The following is a 19,208-nucleotide window of genomic DNA, read 5'->3' on the forward strand; positions in this document are numbered from 1 at the left end:
AGTCAGTGTTCCGAAGTCACGCGGTTTATTTCTTCCAGTGAGGTCACGCCCTGGGCTGCTTTCAGCAGGCCGGAGCGGCGCAGGTCATTGAAGCCCTCACGGCGGAACTGCTCATCCAGTTCGATGGCATTGCCCTCTTCCATGATGATGCGCGACACCGCCGGTGTCATGCGGACCACCTCATAGACCCCGACCCGCCCCTTGTAGCCCTTGTTGCAGGCACTGCAGCCCACCGGCTGATACAGCGTGGCCTCTTGCAACAGGGCATCGTCAAAGCCTTCCTTGCGCAGGGTTTCTTCCGGTATGTCGGCCGGCTTCTTGCACTGGCTGCACAGGCGGCGGGCCAGGCGCTGGGCGATGATCACATTGATGGTGGTGGCCAGGTTGAACGACGGCACGCCCATATTGAGCAGGCGGGTAAGAGTTTCGGCGGCACTGTTGGTGTGCAGCGTCGACATCACCATGTGGCCGGTCTGGGCCGCCTTGATGGCAATGGAGGCGGTTTCCAGATCCCGTATTTCGCCGACCATGATGACATCCGGATCCTGGCGCAGAAAGGCGCGCAGAGCCGCCGCAAAATCCAGCCCTACCTTCGAATTCACGTTGACCTGGTTGATGCCTTCGAGGTTGATCTCCACCGGATCTTCCGCCGTGGAGATGTTCACCCCCTCCTGATTGACGATATGGATGCCGGTGTACAGCGAGACCGTTTTGCCCGAACCGGTGGGGCCGGTCACCAGTATCATGCCCTGGGGTTTGGCCAGCGCATCCAGATAGAGCTGTTTCTGATCTTCCTCATAGCCCAGCGCATCGATGCCCAGCTTGGCGCTGGACGGGTCCAGTATGCGCAGGACCACCTTTTCGCCGAACAGCGTAGGCAGGGTGTTCATGCGGAAATCGATTGCCTTGTTGCGCGAAATGCGCAGTTTGATGCGCCCATCCTGCGGCACCCGGCGTTCGGAGATGTCCAGGTTGCCCAGAATCTTCAGGCGCGCCGTAATCTTGGGCGCGAGCTGTATCGGTGGTTTGGCGGCGGTCTGCAGCACGCCGTCGATACGCAACCGCACCCGGTAGGCCCGTTCATAGGGCTCGAAGTGCAGGTCCGAGGCACCCTTCTTGATGGCGCTGAGCAGCATCTGCTGCACAAAGCGGACGATGGGGGCATCGTCCGAACCGGCCATGTCGGTGCGCTCTTCTTCCTGTTTCGAGTCATCGACGACATCAAGCTCTTCGAAGTCGTCATCGTCCAGCCCCGCCAGGGCAGACGGCCCTTCGTCCGCCGCCTGCTCCAGCCATGCGGCCAGCTTCTCTTCCTCGACCAGAATCGGCTCCGTGGTCAGGCCGGTGGCAAAGCGTATTTCTTCCAGCGCCGCCAGATTGGTAGGGTCGGACAGCGCTACATACAGCCGGTTGGTGCGCTTGAACAGCGGCAGGGCCCGGTGGTGCTGAATCAGCCTGGCATCGACCAGGTCGCCGGGCAGCAGCTCACGGTCAAAGGCGTCCAGATCCAGTACCGGAATACCGAATTCTTCGCTGGCCATGATGGCCAGCTCCCGACCGGGTGCCAGCTTGTGCTGTACCAGATGCGTGACCAGTGGCGTTTTATCTCTGGTGGCGGTTTTCTGCGCATCCCTGAGACCGTCCGCAGTGAGAATGCCCCGGTCGACCAGGCGCTTGCCCAGTCCGGACAGTACTGTGGTCATGAAAGTTCTTTTGTTGTCAGCTGCATTGTCGATCCATTGTAACAGGACTGAGAGGCACAACCAGACGCCGGGGCGGGACCCAGTTCACAGTCCTGGCATTTGCAGAACGGCTGCGCGGCATGCAGTCGCGGCCCTTGCAGAGTCGGTTGAAGCCGATACACTGTACCATGAGTTCGCACTATATTCCTGCCGTTGGTGCGAGCTACAGGGATGTTCGGTACCAGGGTGTGGGCTTTGCGGTTGGCAGAATATCCAGAGTCGCTGCTGCTTGTGAACGGGTGATCAAATCGGCGCCGTGATGCCGTGCTTAGTGCTCCAGTTCACAAAACGGAGAATCCGCAAGCCCTAATCGGGGGTGCGGTGTAGCGGGTCTGCAGGAACTAGGGTAGTTTTTTGACTGCACGGTTCCGGGGAATTCCTGCCAGAGCTCGGTACCGGATGACACAAGTACGATAACCGATGGAGAAATCGACATGAATGTACAACAAAAGGGTTTCAGCTTGATTGAACTGATGATCGTGGTTGCGATCATCGGTATTCTGGCGGCGATAGCCATTCCGCAGTATCAGAATTATATTGCTCGTTCGCAGTTTTCAGAATCCCATGCCGTACTGGGTGGTGCCAGGATCGCCATTCAGGAAGACCTGGGCCGGGGCAACACGATCGACGACGCGTCCGATTCGGATGGTCTTGACGACAGCAACGATGACGTTGATCGCCTGGGTATCAATACCGAAGGCACCTACGGGATGCTGACGGAGTTCGCTACTGTTGGTGACATTGATGACCCGGATGCCGATGTTCATTTTACGGTGACCTACACCTTTGCTGCTGGTGATGATACTACCGCGAGTCCGCAGATTTCCGGCGGTGATGTGAACTATGTGTATATTGTGCGTGGCGAACCGACCGTCAATGGTGATGAAAGAGCCAGTGGCAGATGGTTCTGCTGGACTGACGTCGAAGAGCAATTCGCTTCCGAGTGTGAGCAAGAACACACTTAATAGTGGTCTTCCTGTAGGGGCGCTTGATTGGGAGTGAAGTCACTCCGAGTATTGCTTCGACCCACAGAAACCCCGATTCACCGAAGGTGAGTCGGGGTTTTTTTATTGCAGGAATGATGTCTGCCGCGACTCATACTGCTGTACAAACTGGTCGGCGGCCGCCCAGCGCCTCAGTCACGCTGCTCCAGCCGCATGGAAAAATCGATTGCCCGCACATGCTTGGTCAGGGCGCCGACCGAGACATAGCGGCTGCGGGCATCCTGCAGGCGCTCCAGGTCGAAGGACCCGGAGGATTCGAGCGGGATCTCTGTGGTATCGGCGTGCACGCGCGCCAGGTCAGGTTCCGGCAGTTCATCGAGCATGATGCGATCGGCGCCGGCTGTCAGGGCTTCACGGAATTCCTCGTAGGACTCGACCTCCACAATGATCAGCTGTGTGGTGCGCAGTTCGCGGGCTTTTTCTATGGCCCGGGTGATGCTGCCGGCTGCGGCAATATGGTTTTCCTTGATCAGGTAGGTGTCGTACAGCCCCAGACGGTGGTTTTCGCAGCCGCCGGCATAAACGGCATACTTCTGGGCCAGGCGCAGGCCGGGTATGGTCTTGCGCGTATCCAGCACTATCAGCCCCTGGGGGGCGGCCGCATCGGCATACTGACGCGCCACGGTGGCGGTGCCGGACAGGGTCTGAATAAAGTTGATGGCGGTGCGTTCGCCGGTCAGCAGGCTGCGGGCCGGGCCCTGCAATACGCAGATGGTGGTATCTGCACGCACGTTGTCGCCGTCTTCATGGCGCCAGTCGATGGAGACCGAACGGTCCAGTTGGGCAAATACAGCCTCGACCCAGGGGCGGCCGCAGAACACGGCATTTTCCTTCACCTGAATGCGGGCGGTGGCCATCTGCTCGGCCGGTATCAGTTCGGCGGTCACATCACCAATGTCATCAAGGTCTTCTTGTAATGCAAAGGCCACTGTGGCATCAATGTGGCTTCTTAGTCGGTCCGCGTAGGACACAGGTAACAGTTTCATGCGACTTGCTTCCCGGAGAATCCCGTTGTGACGCTTGGCCTGGCGCTGCTGGCCAGCAACCTGCTGTTGCGCTGGCCCTGGTTCGGCTCGCAAGTGTACCCCATTGCCGAGCGCTTGGCGAAGTGGCGCCGCACGCTGCCCTGGCTGACTTTCCTGCTGGCGCTGCTGTTCACTGCAGCGGCCTGGTTCAGCGGTGGCTGGTGGCGTGTGGTGCTGGGTGGCACCCTGATGCTGCTGCTGTTTTCCGGCCAGCCATTGCGCCGGGAAGAAGGGCTGGAACCGCCGGCGCAGGCGGAGCGGCTGGCGCGCAGTCTGCGCCGCTATTTCGTGCCGCTGCCGATCATCGCCTTCGGTGGCATCTGGGGCATTGTCGTGTTGTGGTGGCTGCGTTTTACGCCGGTGCCGGGACGGCAGACCATCAATCGAGTACTGAACCTGCGCCTGGCGCAGTTGGCCGGGCTGCACTATAGCCTGGTGCGCCAGTCACGGGCGTCTCTGCAGTGGTCGCTGGCCGGTGCGGGGAAGGGCGGCCAGAGTTCACTGTTCAGCTGGTGCCTGCAGTTTCTGGCCCGCACGCGTGATGAAACCACCTTTGCCAGCCTCTGGAAGACTTTCGTCAGTCTGCGCTGGCAGTGGCTCGCCATGGCGGTACTGGTGCGCTGGTGGCTGGGCAACTGAAAAGTTCAGCTGGGTTCCGGTCACCGGGGTTGCAGCCGCAGTTATCGACCCCATATTGAAAATCAATTTTGTTTCCGGGCTTCGGGCAGGCACGCTGCCAGGCTCAGCAACAGTTCGTTTTAAATCATCCTGAGGAGACAGGTACACCATGGCAGAGAGCAAGCATGCCAAATTGCTGATTCTGGGTTCCGGACCGGCGGGCTATACGGCAGCCGTCTACGCTGCCCGGGCCAACCTGGAACCGGTACTGATCACCGGTATGGAAATGGGCGGTCAGCTCACCACCACCACTGATGTCGACAACTGGCCCGGTGATGTGGAAGGGCTGCAGGGTCCGGCCCTGATGGAGCGCATGAAGGCCCATGCCGAGCGTTTCGAGACCGAGGTCATCTTCGATCACATTCATACCGCTGAACTGACGCAGAAGCCGTACCGGCTGATCGGCGATCAGGCCACCTATACCTGTGATGCGCTGATCATCGCCACCGGGGCCAGTGCCAAGTATCTGGGCCTGGACAGCGAAAGCGCCTTCATGGGCAAGGGTGTGTCGGCCTGCGCCACCTGTGACGGCTTCTTCTACCGCGGCAAGGAAGTGTGCGTGGTCGGCGGCGGCAATACCGCTGTCGAGGAGGCCCTTTACCTGTCCAATATTGCCAGCAAGGTGACCGTCATTCACCGGCGTGATCGCTTCCGCTCGGAGAAGATCCTGGCCGACAAGCTGATGGAGAAGGCGCGCAACGGCAATGTCGAGATTCTGTGGAATCACACCCTGGACGAAGTCCTGGGTGACGACATGGGCGTGACCGGCGTGCGCATAAGGCACACCGGCAAGGATGAAACCCGCGAGCTCAAGCTGGATGGCGTCTTCATTGCCATCGGCCACCAGCCGAACACGCAGCTGTTCGAAGGCCAACTGGATATGGAAAACGGCTATATCAAGGTCAACAGCGGCACCCAGGGCAATGCCACCCAGACCAGTGTTCCGGGTATCTATGCGGCCGGTGATGTCATGGACCATGTGTACCGGCAGGCCATTACTTCGGCCGGTACCGGGTGCATGGCGGCACTGGATGCGGAAAAGTATCTGGATGGCTTGGAAGGCCAGTAACGCCTTGCGGCCGGCTTCCCGGCGGTCATGCGGCCGCCGGGGTTGGCAATCGCTGAGCCGCTAGCGCTCTATCACCTCGTTGGGCAGGGTCACGTTCAGTTCCAGTACGGACACCTGCCCTTCCTGTTCGATCTGAATGTTCACGTCGTCATAGTCGATCGGGATGTACTTGCGTACCACCTGCAGGATGTCCCGCTGCATGGCCGCAAGATAGTCCGGCTGCTGACGCTGGCGGCGCTCGTGGGCCACGATGACTTTCAGTCGCTCCTTGGCGGCCGAGGCGGTGCCTTCGGGCTGCCGGTCCCGGTCCTTGAAGATATCGAACAGTGCCATGCTCACCCCCCGAACATCCGTTGCAGGATGCCCTTGCGCTCAAGTTCAGTAAACCGCAGTGGTCGCTCTTCGCCGGTCAGTCGTGCGACCACATCCACATAGGCCTGGCCGGCGCGGCTGTCTTCATCCAGAATCACCGGAATGCCCTGATTGGACGCCCGCAGCACCGATTCGCTTTCCGGAATCACGCCGATCAGCGGGCTGGCCAGTATCTCTTCCACATCCTCTATGCTCAGCATGTCGCCGCGCCCGACCCGCTCCGGGTCATAGCGGGTGACCAGCAGGTGCTCCCTGATCGGCGGCTCGTTGTTTTCGGCGCGTCGGCTCTTGCTCTGCAGCAGGCCGATGATGCGGTCCGAATCCCGTACCGAGGAGACCTCCGGGTTGGTCACCACAATGGCTTCGTCGGCAAAGTACATGGCCATCATGGCGCCGCCTTCAATGCCGGCCGGCGAGTCGCAGATGATGTACTCATGGTCCTGGCTCAGTTCCTCCAGTATTGCCTGCACGCCTTCCCGGGTCAGGGCTTCCTTGTCGCGCGTCTGCGAGGCCGGCAGGATGGACAGCAGTTCACAGCGCTTGTCGCGGATCAGCGCCTGGTTGAGGCGGGCGTCGCCCTGGATGACATTGACGAAGTCGAACACGACCCGTCGCTCGCAGTCCATGATGATGTCCAGATTGCGCAGGCCAATGTCGAAATCGATAACCACGGTCTTGTGGCCTGCCCGAGCCAGCCCCATGCTGAGGGCGGCGCTGGTGGTGGTTTTACCCACACCGCCCTTGCCCGAGGTGACGACGATGATTCTGGTCAATGTGGTCTCTCCTGAGTTGAAACGATTGAAACGGTCCATTGGGGCGGCTCTGCCACGGCGCACGAGCCGTGAAACTGTTATTGGCCGGAAATCTGCAACTGGTCGTCCTGCAGGTGAATCTCCACGCGCTGGCGTTGCTCGGGGAGTTGCTCAGGCAGCAGGTAGAGGCCGGCGACCGCCACCAGCTCGGCCTGCAGCGACTGGCACCAGATGCGGGCAGCGGCATTGCCGCTGACGCCTGCCAGCGCGCGTCCGCGCAGCTCGCCATAGACATGGATATGGCCGTCGGCCATCACTTCCGCCCCGGCGCTGACTGACGCCAGTACCACCAGATCCTGATTGCGTGCGTAAACCTGCTGACCCGAGCGCACCTGCTGGCGAATGACCAGCGGGGCCTGGCCCGGCTGCTCGGCACTGGCGCGGGGAGCCGCTCTGGGCTTGCGAAACGACGGCTCCGGTACCGGCATGTCGGCCAGCCCCAGGGCATGCACGCGGGCGCGATCGGCCGCCTGCTCGCACTGTACGGCAAAGGGGACCAGTTGCTCCTGCCGCAGGCGCTCTACCCAGTCCGGCAGCCAGTCCGGCAGCTCGGTCCGTTCGGGAAAGGCCAGAATGCAGGGCGTATGGCGCAGCGACTCACCGTCTTCCGCCAGCAGCGTGGCCAGGGCGCGCGTGGCCGCCGGCTCGTCGGCGTCGGCCGGTACCTGCAGCAGAGCATGCGCGGTCATGCTGCCTTTCAGGCCCAGCGTGATCGGCGATGGCGTTTCGGTATCCGGTTGCATCAGGCATCCTGCAGATTCAGTCAGTCGGCCGCCAGTGTACCGTATGCAGGCGCGCAGCGACCAGTGTGCTGTGTTTATCGGTGTGGCCCTCCCAATGGCGCCTTGATCTGGCTATGCTAGGCTTCACATTCAGATGTGAACAGCAGGGTGCTCGAACGTGTCCTATACCCCCATTTTCCCATTGTCGCAGCCGCTGTTTCCCGGTTGCCGGCTGCCACTGCGCATATTCGAGCCGCGCTACGTGCGCATGGTGTCGGAGTCGAGCCGCGAGGGCAGCGGGTTCGTGATCACCCTGCTCAACGAAGGGCAGGAAGTCATTCGTTCCGGCACCGGCCCCACACGCTTCCATGATCTGGGGTGCCTGTGCCATATTGTCGATTTCGAGTCCCTGAGCGGCGGTTTGCTGGGTATCACCGTGGAAGGCACCCGCGAAACCTGGATCGGCCAGGCGCATCAGGAAGAGGATGGTCTCTGGTGTGCACCGGTGCACCCGGCAGAGGTGATCCCGCTGCCGGACGATGAGCCGGTCGATGACCTGCGCGCCGTCATGGAGGAACTGGCACGCCATCCCTTGCTGGACAATCTGCTGCCCCCACAGGAGCTTGAATCAACGCCGCCGCCGGCGTTGCTGAATCAGCTCTGCTGCTGGCTGCCGATGACCGAAGTGCAGAAACAGTCGCTGCTGACCGAGCTGGATCACAGTCAGCGCCTCAGTGTTCTGCGCCAGATGCTGGATGAGTGGATGCGGGCCTGACCTACTGGATGTATAATGGCAGGTCATCCATCCAACTGACCAAGGGGTTTGTTCAGTGAGCGCACAGGCGGCGACATCGGTGCTTGATTACATGCAGACGGTAGGACAGCAGGCGCGGCAGGCGTCCACCCGGCTGCGGGCGGCCACCACAGCGGAAAAGAACGCGGCTCTGCACGCCATTGCCGAGGCGCTGCTGGCGGACCAGCCAGCCCTGCTGGCGGCCAATGGCAGGGACCTGGCTGCGGGCCGGCAGAACGGCTTGTCGGAAGCCCTGCTGGATCGCCTGGCGCTGACCCCGGAACGCATACAGGCCATGGTGGACGGGCTGCATCAGGTTGCCACGCTGCAGGACCCGGTCGGCCAGATCGACAACATGGAATTTCTGCCCTCGGGTATTCAGCGCGGCCAGATGCGGGTGCCGCTCGGCGTGGTGGGTATCATCTATGAGTCGCGGCCCAATGTGACCATCGATGCCACAGCCTTGTGTCTGAAGTCGGGCAATGCGGCCATTCTGCGTGGCGGCAAGGAAGCCATTCATTCCAATCAGGCGCTGGCGCTGGCGGTACAGAAGGGTCTGCAGCAAGCCGGGTTGCCGGCCGAGGCGGTGCAGATCATCAACACCACGGACCGCGCTGCCGTCGGTGCCCTGATCACCATGCCCGAGTACGTCGACGTCATCGTGCCGCGTGGCGGCAAGGGGTTGATCGAACGCATCGCCAATGATGCTCGGGTGCCGGTGATCAAGCATCTGGACGGCATCTGCCATGTCTATGTGGACGCCGCCGCCGACCCGGCCAAGGCGGTCGCCATTGCGTTCAATGCCAAGACCCGGCGCTATGGCGTGTGCAACGCCATGGAGACCCTGCTGGTGCATGCCGAAGCTACCGGGGTGCTGACCGAACTGGCGCCGCTGCTGGTGGAGCAGGGGGTCGAGCTGCGTGGCTGTGCGCGCACTCAGGCGCTGCTCGACTGTGTGGCGGCCAGCGAAGAGGACTGGAGCACGGAATATCTGGCCCCGATCTTGTCGATCCGTATTGTCGACTCCGCGGATGAGGCTGTGGCCCATATCAATCATTACGGGTCACAGCACACGGATGCCATCGTGACCGAGAGTTATACGCTGGCCCGGCGTTTCCTGACCGAGGTCGATTCCAGTTCGGTCATGGTCAATGCCTCCACGGCCTTTGCTGACGGCGCTGAATACGGGCTTGGTGCCGAGATCGGTATTTCAACGGACAAGATTCACGCCCGCGGTCCGGTTGGCCTGATTGGCCTGACCAGTCAGAAATACATCGTTTTTGGCGACGGCCATATACGAGCCTGATGGATATTCTCTACGGCGGCACTTTTGACCCGCCCCACCTGGGGCACGAGCGTTTTATCGAACTGGTGCTGGCGCGCTTCCCCGACGCCCGCCTGCATCTGGTGCCCTGCTGGCAGCCGGTACACAAGGCCCGGGCTCAGGCTGACCCTGAACAGCGCCTGGGCATGCTGCAGGCGCTTTGTGCACCCTGGCGGCGGGTGACCATTGATCAGCAGGAACTGCGTGCCGCCGAACCCGTCTATACTCTGGAGACGCTGCAGGCCTGGCGGGCAGAGCTGGGTGATCGGGCGTCACTGGTCTTTGCCATGGGCGGTGATTCGTTCGCGGGCCTGCATCAGTGGTCGCGCTGGCAGCAACTGACCGAACTGGCCCATATTCTGGTGTTGCCGAGACCAGGCTGGAAGCAGGACCTGCCGCCCGAAGTGGCAGCGCATTTTCAGGGTCGCTGGCTGGCGCCCCGGGATACGGAAACCCTGGCGCGAACCCCCTGCGGTCATGCCATGGAGCTACCGGGCAAGGCATTGACCTGCGCCAGTTCACAGATCAGAGAAGGCACGGCAGTGCTGGCACATGCAGTGCCAGAGCGCGTGCTACACTATATCAGGCAAGAGCGGGTTTACCCGTCACTCGAGGTGCAATGAACACAGAACAAATGCAGGCGCTGATTACCGCGGCGCTGGAAGATGTAAAGGTGCAGAATCTGGTCGTGCTGGATGTGCGGGACAAGACCAGCGTCACCGACGTGATGCTGGTCGGGTCGGGTACATCCAATCGCCACCTGCAGGCCATGGTCGATCGTGTGGATGAAGCCATGTCAACCCAGGGTATCGAGCCCATCGGGCGCGAGGGCGATCCGGGTTCCGACTGGGTGCTGATCGATTACGGCGATGTCATCGTGCACGCCATGCTGCCCGAAACCCGTGCCCTGTATGACCTGGAGCAGCTCTGGTCCGGTGCTTCGCCGGCCAGCGCAGCCGACTCCGGACCGGCGCACTGACCCGCTGCCGATGAAGCTGCGCATCCATTCGGTGGCCGGGCGCATGCCGAGCTGGGTCGATGAGGGAGTGGCGGAATATGGTCGCCGCCTGCCGCGCGAATTGCAGCCGGACTGGGTAAACTTGCCTTTGGGCAAGCGTACCCGTAATGTAAAACCGATTGCAGTTAAGGCGGAAGAATCCGATCGTCTGCTGCAGTCGGTGCGTGATCGCGATTTCATGGTGCTGCTTGATCTGAGTGGCAAAGCCTGGACGACTGAACAATTGGCCCGTGAGTTGCGAGAGTGGCAACTGGAGGGACGGGATGTATCCCTGGTGATTGGCGGCCCGGATGGTGTGGATGATCGGGTTCGCCAGCGCGCAGATCGGCGCTGGTCATTGTCGGCGCTGACATTGCCGCATCCACTGGTGCGGATAGTGCTGGCCGAACAGCTCTATCGGGCCTGGACGGTCAATCAGGGGCACCCTTACCACAAGTAGCCATACCCTATTAGCAGTTAACGCAGACGGTAAAGATGTCGATTGAGCGCTTTCAGGATTATGCCAGGGAACAGGTGTTGGTGTTCCGCCGCACGCTGTTTGCGTTCTGTCTGATTGTACTGCTGTGCATATTGCTGGGCGCACGCCTGTTCTATCTGCAGGTGATGACCCATGACGTCCATGCCACCCGATCCAACAACAACCGGATTTCTCTGCAGGCCCTGCCGCCCAATCGGGGCCTGATCTATGACCGGCAAGGGCGCTTGCTGGCTGAAAACCTGCCCAACCATCGCCTCAGCCTGATGCTGGAGCGCATTGACGATCTGGATGCCACACTGGCTCAGTTGAAGGAACTGGTCGACCTGTCCGAAGACGACATCCAGCGTTTTCATCAGCAGCGCCAGCGCCCGCGGCGGCCCTTCTCGCCGGTACCACTGAAAAACGGCCTCAGCGAAGAGGAAATCGCCCGTCTGGCCACCGACCGCTATTTTCTGGATGGCGTCGAGGTGGAAGCCAACCTGATGCGCAGCTATCCGCATGGCGAGGTTTTTGCGCATGCACTGGGCTATGTCGGGCGTATCAACAGTGCCGAGCGCCGGTCGCTGGACAACCGTCTCTACGTGGGCACCGAGTATGTCGGCAAGTCCGGCGTCGAGCGCTTCTATGAAGAAGCCCTGCTGGGCAAGCCCGGGTCACAGACGGTTGAAATCAATGCCCGCGGGCAGATACTGCGCGTACTGGATCAGACACTGCCCACGCCCGGGGCTGATCTGCAGCTGTATCTGGATATTGACCTGCAGCAAGCCACCTATGAGGCCTTTGAGGGTCGCCGCGGGGCGGCGGTTGCCATCGATCTGGAAACCGGCGGCATAGTGTCCATGGTCAGCAGTCCCAGTTTTGATGCCAACCAGTTCGTGATCGGGTACAACTCGGCCGAATATGCCGCCCTGCAGAGCAATATTGATCTGCCCTTCATGAACCGGGCCACGCGCGGCCAGTATGCGCCGGCATCCACCATCAAGCCCTTCCTGGGTCTGGCTGGCCTGGAGTCGGGCGCTACCACCTGGGATCAGCGGATCGAAGACCCCGGGTTTTTCCAACTGCCCAATGATGATCGCATCTTCTATGACTGGACCTGGCGTATCAGGCCGGAAGGACGCGGGGCCAAGATCGGCCTCGAACAGTCGATTCAGGAAAGCAGCAACACCTTCTTCTATCATCTGGCCTACAACACTCGCCTGGAAGGTCTGCACGACATGCTGGACCGCTTCGGGTTCGGTCGCGTAACCACGGCTGATGTCCACAACCCCGCCCGTGGCATCAACCCCACCCGGGACTGGAAGCGCGAGCGGCATGGTTTCTCCTGGTATGCCGGTGATACCGTCAACCTCGGCATCGGTCAGGGCTATATGCTGACCACGCCCCTGCAACTGGCGGTGGCCACTGCAGTGATGGGGCGGCATGGCGAATGGTTCACCCCCCGATTGCTCAAGGACAGTTCCGATCAGTCCCTGCTGGATGCCCTGCCGGAGCCACCGGAAGACATTACGCTGGCCAACCAGAGTCACTGGGAACGCATGGAGCAGGCCATGGTGGGGGTGGTGCATGGCCCGCGCGGCACAGCGCGCGCGCTGGCACAGAATCTCGATTACCAGATTGTCGGCAAGACCGGCACCGCACAGGTCTTCAGTATCGAAAACTTCGAAGATCATGATTCGGATGACGTCGATGAGCGCATGCGTGACCATGCCCTGTTTGTGGGCTATGCACCGCGTGACAACCCGCGCATTGCGGTGGCCGTGATTGTCGAGAACGGGGCCAGCGGGGGTCGGGTCGCGGCCCCCATTGCCCGGGCCATGTTTGATGAGTACCTGCGGCTGCCGCCGCTGGCTGAATCGGGAGTCCTGCAGTGAGCATGCGTCTCGGGGCCCTGGCCATGACTTCAGGCCACTCGGGCTGGTCCAAACGCCTGCATATGGATGTACCGCTGCTGCTGATGCTGCTGGTCCTGCTGGCTGTGGGGCTGGTAGCCCTGTACAGCGCCTCCGGCAGCACCATCCATGTACAGCGCCAGGGCATGCGCATCGGCATTGGACTGTTGGCCATGCTGGTGCTGGCGCAGCTTGATCCGCGAACCATCCGTTTCGGCTCCTTGCCGATCTATATAATCAGTCTGATATTCCTGGTGATGGTGCTGTATGTCGGCACCGGCGCCATGGGCGCTACCCGTTGGCTGGGCATCCCCGGGCTGTTCATGTTTCAGCCGGCAGAGATCATGAAGTTGGCAGCACCGGCCATGATTGCCTGGTTTCTGACCCAACGTGAACTGCCACCCCGCCTCTGGCATGTGCTGGCCAGTCTGGTGCTGTGCCTGTTTCCGGCCTTTCTTGTTGTACAGCAGCCGGATCTGGGTACGGCACTGCTGATCATCGCCAGCGGCCTCTTCGTGGTATTTCTGGCTGGCCTGAGCTGGCTGTATATCGCCGGTGGCCTGCTCGCCGCCGTAGGCACCTTCCCTGCACTCTGGCTGCTGGTGCTGCGGGATTATCAGAGACAGCGCATTCTGACGCTGTTTGATCCGGAGAAAGACCCGCTGGGATCGGGCTGGAACATCATCCAGTCACAGACAGCCATCGGCTCCGGGGGCTGGGACGGGAAGGGCTACCTGATGGGCACCCAGTCACAGCTCAACTTTTTGCCGGAGAGTCATACCGACTTCATTGTCGCCGTGATGGCCGAAGAATTCGGCTTTATCGGCATGGCCCTATTACTGTGTCTTTACCTCGCAATCGCCGCGCGTGGCTTGATCATCGCAATCAACGGACGGGATACTTTCGGCAGGCTGCTCGCGGGCGGCCTGACATTGACCTTTTTCATCTATGTGTTCGTCAATGTAGGAATGGTGTCCGGCATATTGCCTGTGGTCGGTGTACCGCTCCCGCTGGTCAGCTACGGTGGAACCTCCATCGTGACGCTGCTGGCGGGCTTCGGCATCATCATGTCAGTGGCCACCCACAAAAAGCTATAACAACGAGGTTCCCTATGAAGCAGTGGATTGCAGGGCTGGCGGGCGGAGTCTGCCTGCTGAGTGCTCAGGTCGTCATGGCCAACGGTTTTCTGGATGACCCCAGAGCAGAAACCCTGATTGAAGAACTGGCAGAGGAGGGCCTGGATGCTGACCAGGTTCGAGACTGGCTCAGTCGGGGGGAATTCCTCGAATCCACACGCACCAATATTGCCGCCCCCACGGAGCGGACCTCCACCTGGGCCGACTATCGGCCCATCTTCGTCAACGAACTGAGCATCGAGCGTGGCCGCGAATTCATGGAAGAACATGCCGAAACGCTGGCCCGCGTGGAATCGGAGCTGGGGGTCGATCCGCGCATTGTCACCGCCATCATTGGTGTGGAGACCCGGTATGGGCGTATCACCGGCAATCACGCGGTGATGAATGCCATCGGTACCACGGCGTTCAGCGACAGCCCGCGCAGTGGCTACTTCATGCGTGAGCTGAAGGCTTTCTTCCGGCTGGTGCACGAAGAGGGCGTTGATCCCATGACCCTGACCGGCTCCTATGCCGGTGCCATGGGCGTGCCGCAGTTCATGCCCAGCAGCTTTCTGGCCTATGCGATTGATTTCGATGACGACGGCCGCCGGGATATCTGGAACAACCCGGTGGATGCAATAGGCAGCGTCGCCAACTATCTGGCTGCACACCGCTGGGAAACCGGCGGCCCGGTGGCCATGCGGGCGCATGTGGACGGGGATGACTTCCTTGATATCGTCGATAACGGGCAGCGGCGCCCGCATACGACACTGGGCGAAACCCGTCAGGCCGGATGGTCGCCGGTGCGTCCGCTGGAGGATGGACGGGAGGTGAGTACCCTGCGACTGGAGGGTGAGCACGGTGCCGAGTTCTGGTACGGTTTCCAGAATTTTTATGTTATAACGCGATACAACCACAGTATCAGTTATGCCATGGCGGTGTATCAGCTCAGTCGGGAATTCTGAACAGATGAAAAACGGGTTGATGGCGGGAGCAGTGAGCGTGACGCTCCTGCTTTCGGGGTGTGCGGGCTATTCGGCGCTGGAGAGTCAGGACCCCGGTCCCAATGCGGGGCGCTATGCGCTGGCTCAGGACAGAGGGCCCGCACGGCCACTCAACGAAGCGGACATACAGGATATTGCCGTCATTCACGAACCCCCCAGTCGTGGCGGCAATTCCGACTACACCCTGTTCGGGCAGCGCTATCAGATCATGGATACCGCCGTTGGTTACCAGCAGGAAGGCTATGCATCCTGGTATGGTGAAAAGTTCCATGGCCATACCACCTCCAATGGCGAAATCTATGACATGTACAAGCTGTCGGCCGCGCACACCACCCTGCCGCTGCCGACCTTTGTGCAGGTCACCAACCTGGAGAACGGGCGTCAGGTCGTGGTACGGGTCAATGATCGCGGGCCCTTCCATGAAGACCGTATCATTGACCTGTCCTACGCCGCCGCTGTGCGTCTGGGCTTTGCCGAGCAGGGCGTGGCCCGGGTCAGGGTCGAAGCACTGACCCCTGAGCAGCCCCTGCGGTCGGCGCCACTGGCTTCGGCAGAGCCGATTCAGGCGGCGCCCAATACAGGGTCATCGGAGGGCGCGCGAAGCTCGGGTAGCTACTGGCTGCAGTTTGGTGCTTATCGTGAACAGGCCGCTGCCGAGCGTTTTCGCTCGCATCTGGAAAGCGAACTGGATGAATCTGTGGTGATAGAATCCGGGTCCGATCTGCATCGGGTCCGTATAGGACCACTGACGGCTTCCGCAGCCGAGCGCCTGCAGCAGGAATGGGAGCGTAAAGGAAACGACAAGCCACTGCTGATTCGACCCTGACTGTCGGCATGGGGTGCCCTTGGCAGCCCTGATTGCTTAGAATACGGCCTGCTTTCTCAACTTCCGGTGGTTCCGCTCAGGAACCTCCATGGACAACCCGCTTAATTGACGTATGGATTTTACGCAAAAATGATCAGACACCTGTTTGCAACGTTTGCCGTCAGCCTGCTTGCCACCAGCGCTGTTGCTCAGGGCATGATTGTACCGGCGCCCCCCACCATAGCTGCCAAATCCTACATCATGATCGACGCCAACAGCGGCGAGGTCATGATGGAAGGCAATGCCGACGAGCGGCATCCGCCAGCCAGCCTGTCCAAGATGATGACCTCCTATGTGGCTGAAGTGGAGTTGGCTGCCGAGCGTCTGGATCTGGACGATACCGTGCGCATATCGGAAAGGGCCTGGCGCACCGGTGGCTCCAAGATGTTCGTGCTGGTAGACAGTGAAGTCACGGTCGAGGATCTGATGCGGGGTATTGTTATCCAGTCAGGCAATGATGCCTCGATCGCCATTGCCGAGCATCTGGCGGGCAATGAGGAGAATTTTGCCGAGATCATGAATCAGTATGCGCTGCAGATGGGGCTGACCAACACCCATTTCGGCAACTCTACCGGTTTGCCTCAGTCCATGACAGATCTGCCGCCGGGCTATACGACCGCCCGTGATATGGCGGAACTGGCGCGGCGCATCATCGCTGATCATCCACAGTACTATGGCTGGTACAGCGAGCGTGAATTCAGCTATGCCGACATCACACAAAGCAATCGCAACCGATTGCTGTGGCAGAATCCGGCTGTCGACGGCCTGAAAACCGGTTATACGGCAGACCCCGGCTACAGCCTGGTCGCCTCCGCAGTTGAGGACGACATGCGCCTGATCACTGTGGTCATGGGTACTGCCAGCGAGCAGTCCCGCCTGCAGGAAACCCAGAAGATGCTGGGTTATGGCTTCCGCTACTTCGAAAGCCGCAAGCTGTTTGATGGCGAGCATACGCTGGAAGAGTCCCGTATCTGGGCTGGACAGAATGATGTGGTACCCATCGGCCTGGAAGAAGACCTCTATATCACCATAGCGCGCGGGTCCGACAGCTCGGTACGCACCACGCTGGACATCAACCAGCACCTGGAGGCGCCGGTTGCTGTCGGGGATGTGCTGGGCAGCTTGCGGGTCACGCAGGGTGACGAACTGCTGGTTGAGCGTGACCTGGTGGCGCTGGCGGCCATTGAAGAGGGCAGCCTGTTTAAACGTATCTGGGATCGGATTATCCTGTTCTTTATCGGTCTTTTCAGTTGACAGGTCCCTTATGAACGAACAACCCCGTCCCGAAATCGAGTTTCCCTGTGCCGACTACCCGATCAAGGTGGTCGGCGACGCCGGGCAGAACTTCCGCTCTCAGGTTGTAACCGTTCTGGAGCGCCTGGCGGTGGAGTTCAGTGACAGCATGCGCGAGGCGCCAAGCCGCAATGGCCGCTTCGTGTCGCTGACCATCTTCATCACGGCCGAACACGAGGAGCAGTTGAAAGACATCAATGGGCAACTGCGCCGACTCGACTGTGTGCGCATGGTGCTTTGATGCAACTGGATGCGCCGGTATTGCAGATACGGCAACTGGGTCAGGTGGAGTACGAGCCTACCTTCGCCCGCATGAAAGAGTTCACCGAGCAGAGAACCACCGCCACTCCGGATGAAATCTGGCTGCTGGAGCACCCACCAGTGTTCACGCAGGGGCAGGCGGGCAAGGCCGAGCACCTGTTGGCGCCGGGTGATATTCCGGTGGTGCAGGTAGACCGAGGTGGCCAGGTGACTTACCACGGCCCGGGCCAACTGGTGGCCTACGTGCTGCTGGATATCCGGCGTCTGGGGCTTGGTGTGCGGGACCTGGTCAACCACCTGGAACACTCGGTGGTCGACGTGCTGGCGCAGTATGGCGTGAGCGCCTATCCCAAGCCGGATGCGCCCGGTGTTTATGTAGAGACGGAGCAGGGTGGTGAAGCCAAGATAGCCTCACTGGGGCTACGCATTCGGCGCGGTTTTTCCTACCATGGCCTGGCGCTGAATGTGGATATGGATCTGGCGCCGTTTCAGCGTATCAACCCCTGTGGTTACGAGGGCCTGGCGGTGACCCGACTCAGCGATCTGATTTCGGAACCGGTCACGGCAGAGGCAGTGGCCGAGCGCTGGCTGAACGGGTTCAGTCAGCGCCTGGGGCACAGCGACGTGCTGCATTTCTGAGCTTTGCTTACGTATGTGTGCCCGGGGCTAGCCCACGGATCTCGCAATAATGGACGGATCTGCCTGCTGCCCGGGCACTGCCGCCGGCTCGGCCAGGCCCAGGTTGTTCTTCTCGAACACCCGATCGGCGCGGTAGCTCGAGCGCACCATGGGGCCGGACGGCACTTCCATGAAGCCCATCTTCAGACCAGCCTGACGGTAAGCCTCGAATTCTTCCGGCGTCACCCAGCGCTCCACCGGCAGGTGGTTGGCGGTGGGGCGCAGATACTGACCCAGAGTCACAATATCCACCCCAATGGCGCGCAGGTCATCAAAGGTCTGCATGATCTCTTCATCGGTCTCGCCCAAGCCCAGCATCAGGCTGGTCTTGGTCAGTACATCCGGCCGATACTGCTTGGCATGGGCCAGCACATTCAGTGTTTTCTCATAGCCGGCACGCGGATCGCGCACACGATGGGTCAATCGCTTTACCGTTTCCACATTCTGTGCAAATACTTCCAGGCCTGAATCGACCACGGTTTCGACATGGGCGCGCACACCATCGAAGTCGGGCGTCAGGGCTTCCACCACCACATCCGGCGTGCGCGTCTTGATGGCGCGTACACAGGCTGCGTAGTGGGCCGCACCGCCATCGTCCAGATCATCGCGGTCTACCGAGGTGAGCACGATATAGCGCAACCCCATCAGTTCCACAGACTTGGCCGTGTTCAGCGGCTCTTCATGATCCAGCCAGCCCTTCGGATTGCCGGTATCGACCGCGCAGAAGCGACAGGCGCGCGTGCAGACCGACCCCATGACCATGATGGTGGCCGTGCCGTTGCTCCAGCATTCGCCCAGATTGGGGCAGTGCGACTCTTCGCACACCGTGCTCAGTCGATGCTGTTTGACATTGCGTTTGACCGCATCAAAGCGCTCTCCGCCCGGAATACGGGCGCGCAGCCACTTGGGCTTGCGGCCGGGGGCCACACCGCCGGTTTCCGGGGTGCGGGTTTTCTGGCCGTCCTTGATCGCAGCAATACCCTGTTCGGTGCGGAATTTCTCTCCGCTGCTGATGCGGCCAGATGGATGGTCGGTCATGCGGGGCTCCTCGCCAGTAGGCTCT

At 60.9% G+C, this 19,208-nt stretch carries 21 protein-coding genes; 15 read left to right on the top strand and 6 right to left on the bottom strand.

Features of this window, described 5'->3' with window-relative positions:
• Window positions 1-2: 2 nt before the first annotated feature.
• Window positions 3-1,703 carry a type IV-A pilus assembly ATPase PilB gene (gene pilB, locus E4656_RS11435; RefSeq protein ID WP_135483412.1) on the bottom strand — a complete coding sequence of 567 codons (1,701 nt, stop codon included), beginning with the start codon at window positions 1,701-1,703 and terminating at the stop codon, window positions 3-5.
• 473 nt (window positions 1,704-2,176) lie between these two features.
• Here pilB and E4656_RS11440 point away from each other — a divergent pair, with 473 nt between their 5' ends.
• Window positions 2,177-2,707: a pilin gene (locus E4656_RS11440; protein ID WP_135483413.1), complete on the top strand. Its 531-nt coding sequence runs from the start codon at window positions 2,177-2,179 to the stop codon at window positions 2,705-2,707.
• A 170-nt stretch (window positions 2,708-2,877) separates the two neighbouring features.
• Here the strand turns inward: E4656_RS11440 and nadC are convergent, their stop codons facing one another.
• Complete coding sequence (gene nadC / locus E4656_RS11445; RefSeq protein ID WP_135483414.1) at window positions 2,878-3,732, bottom strand: carboxylating nicotinate-nucleotide diphosphorylase; 855 nt, start codon at window positions 3,730-3,732, stop codon at window positions 2,878-2,880.
• A gap of 27 nt (window positions 3,733-3,759) precedes the next feature.
• Between nadC and E4656_RS11450 the strand changes: the two genes are divergently transcribed.
• Window positions 3,760-4,410 carry a hypothetical protein gene (locus E4656_RS11450; protein ID WP_135483415.1) on the top strand — a complete coding sequence of 217 codons (651 nt, stop codon included), beginning with the start codon at window positions 3,760-3,762 and terminating at the stop codon, window positions 4,408-4,410.
• A 148-nt stretch (window positions 4,411-4,558) separates the two neighbouring features.
• Window positions 4,559-5,518 (top strand): thioredoxin-disulfide reductase, encoded by a 960-nt coding sequence (gene trxB / locus E4656_RS11455; RefSeq protein ID WP_135483416.1) that lies wholly within the window; start codon window positions 4,559-4,561, stop codon window positions 5,516-5,518.
• A gap of 60 nt (window positions 5,519-5,578) precedes the next feature.
• Here the strand turns inward: trxB and minE are convergent, their stop codons facing one another.
• The 3 genes from minE to minC form a co-directional block, all read right to left on the bottom strand.
• A complete protein-coding gene (gene minE / locus E4656_RS11460) occupies window positions 5,579-5,851 on the bottom strand; it encodes a cell division topological specificity factor MinE (RefSeq protein WP_135483417.1) in 273 nt (90 codons plus the stop codon).
• 2 nt (window positions 5,852-5,853) lie between these two features.
• On the bottom strand, window positions 5,854-6,663 hold the full coding sequence (gene minD, locus E4656_RS11465; RefSeq protein WP_135483418.1) for a septum site-determining protein MinD: 810 nt from the start codon (window positions 6,661-6,663) through the stop codon (window positions 5,854-5,856).
• 77 nt (window positions 6,664-6,740) lie between these two features.
• Window positions 6,741-7,445, bottom strand: coding sequence for a septum site-determining protein MinC (gene minC, locus E4656_RS11470; protein ID WP_135483419.1), 705 nt, complete (start codon window positions 7,443-7,445; stop codon window positions 6,741-6,743).
• Between the two features lie 157 nt (window positions 7,446-7,602).
• Here minC and E4656_RS11475 point away from each other — a divergent pair, with 157 nt between their 5' ends.
• The 12 genes from E4656_RS11475 (at window position 7,603) to lipB (ending at window position 18,106) form a co-directional block, all read left to right on the top strand.
• Window positions 7,603-8,199 (top strand): LON peptidase substrate-binding domain-containing protein, encoded by a 597-nt coding sequence (locus tag E4656_RS11475; RefSeq protein WP_135483420.1) that lies wholly within the window; start codon window positions 7,603-7,605, stop codon window positions 8,197-8,199.
• A 25-nt stretch (window positions 8,200-8,224) separates the two neighbouring features.
• Window positions 8,225-9,523 (top strand): glutamate-5-semialdehyde dehydrogenase, encoded by a 1,299-nt coding sequence (locus tag E4656_RS11480; protein ID WP_135483421.1) that lies wholly within the window; start codon window positions 8,225-8,227, stop codon window positions 9,521-9,523.
• A complete protein-coding gene (nadD, locus tag E4656_RS11485) occupies window positions 9,523-10,164 on the top strand; it encodes a nicotinate (nicotinamide) nucleotide adenylyltransferase (RefSeq protein WP_135483422.1) in 642 nt (213 codons plus the stop codon). The genes E4656_RS11480 and nadD overlap by 1 nt, the downstream gene beginning before the upstream one ends.
• On the top strand, window positions 10,161-10,520 hold the full coding sequence (rsfS, locus tag E4656_RS11490; RefSeq protein ID WP_135483423.1) for a ribosome silencing factor: 360 nt from the start codon (window positions 10,161-10,163) through the stop codon (window positions 10,518-10,520). The genes nadD and rsfS overlap by 4 nt, the downstream gene beginning before the upstream one ends.
• A gap of 10 nt (window positions 10,521-10,530) precedes the next feature.
• Entirely contained in the window at window positions 10,531-10,998 is a 468-nt protein-coding gene (gene rlmH, locus E4656_RS11495; RefSeq protein ID WP_135483424.1) for a 23S rRNA (pseudouridine(1915)-N(3))-methyltransferase RlmH, read from the top strand.
• A 35-nt stretch (window positions 10,999-11,033) separates the two neighbouring features.
• Window positions 11,034-12,911 carry a penicillin-binding protein 2 gene (gene mrdA, locus E4656_RS11500; RefSeq protein ID WP_135483425.1) on the top strand — a complete coding sequence of 626 codons (1,878 nt, stop codon included), beginning with the start codon at window positions 11,034-11,036 and terminating at the stop codon, window positions 12,909-12,911.
• A gap of 2 nt (window positions 12,912-12,913) precedes the next feature.
• Window positions 12,914-14,026 carry a rod shape-determining protein RodA gene (gene rodA, locus E4656_RS11505; RefSeq protein ID WP_135483637.1) on the top strand — a complete coding sequence of 371 codons (1,113 nt, stop codon included), beginning with the start codon at window positions 12,914-12,916 and terminating at the stop codon, window positions 14,024-14,026.
• A gap of 14 nt (window positions 14,027-14,040) precedes the next feature.
• Complete coding sequence (gene mltB, locus E4656_RS11510; protein WP_135483426.1) at window positions 14,041-15,009, top strand: lytic murein transglycosylase B; 969 nt, start codon at window positions 14,041-14,043, stop codon at window positions 15,007-15,009.
• Window positions 15,010-15,046: 37 nt separating this feature from the next.
• Window positions 15,047-15,874, top strand: coding sequence for a septal ring lytic transglycosylase RlpA family protein (locus tag E4656_RS20625; protein ID WP_205849189.1), 828 nt, complete (start codon window positions 15,047-15,049; stop codon window positions 15,872-15,874).
• 129 nt (window positions 15,875-16,003) lie between these two features.
• Entirely contained in the window at window positions 16,004-17,167 is a 1,164-nt protein-coding gene (locus E4656_RS11520; RefSeq protein ID WP_135483428.1) for a D-alanyl-D-alanine carboxypeptidase family protein, read from the top strand.
• 10 nt (window positions 17,168-17,177) lie between these two features.
• Window positions 17,178-17,447, top strand: coding sequence for a YbeD family protein (locus E4656_RS11525; protein ID WP_135483429.1), 270 nt, complete (start codon window positions 17,178-17,180; stop codon window positions 17,445-17,447).
• Entirely contained in the window at window positions 17,447-18,106 is a 660-nt protein-coding gene (gene lipB, locus E4656_RS11530) for a lipoyl(octanoyl) transferase LipB (protein WP_135483430.1), read from the top strand. The genes E4656_RS11525 and lipB overlap by 1 nt, the downstream gene beginning before the upstream one ends.
• A gap of 27 nt (window positions 18,107-18,133) precedes the next feature.
• Here lipB and lipA read toward each other — a convergent pair whose 3' ends face one another.
• A complete protein-coding gene (gene lipA, locus E4656_RS11535; RefSeq protein ID WP_135483431.1) occupies window positions 18,134-19,183 on the bottom strand; it encodes a lipoyl synthase in 1,050 nt (349 codons plus the stop codon).
• Window positions 19,184-19,208 lie beyond the last annotated feature (25 nt).

It is taken from the genome of Natronospirillum operosum (assembly GCF_004768465.1).
In the GTDB taxonomy this organism is placed as follows: domain Bacteria; phylum Pseudomonadota; class Gammaproteobacteria; order Pseudomonadales; family Natronospirillaceae; genus Natronospirillum; species Natronospirillum operosum.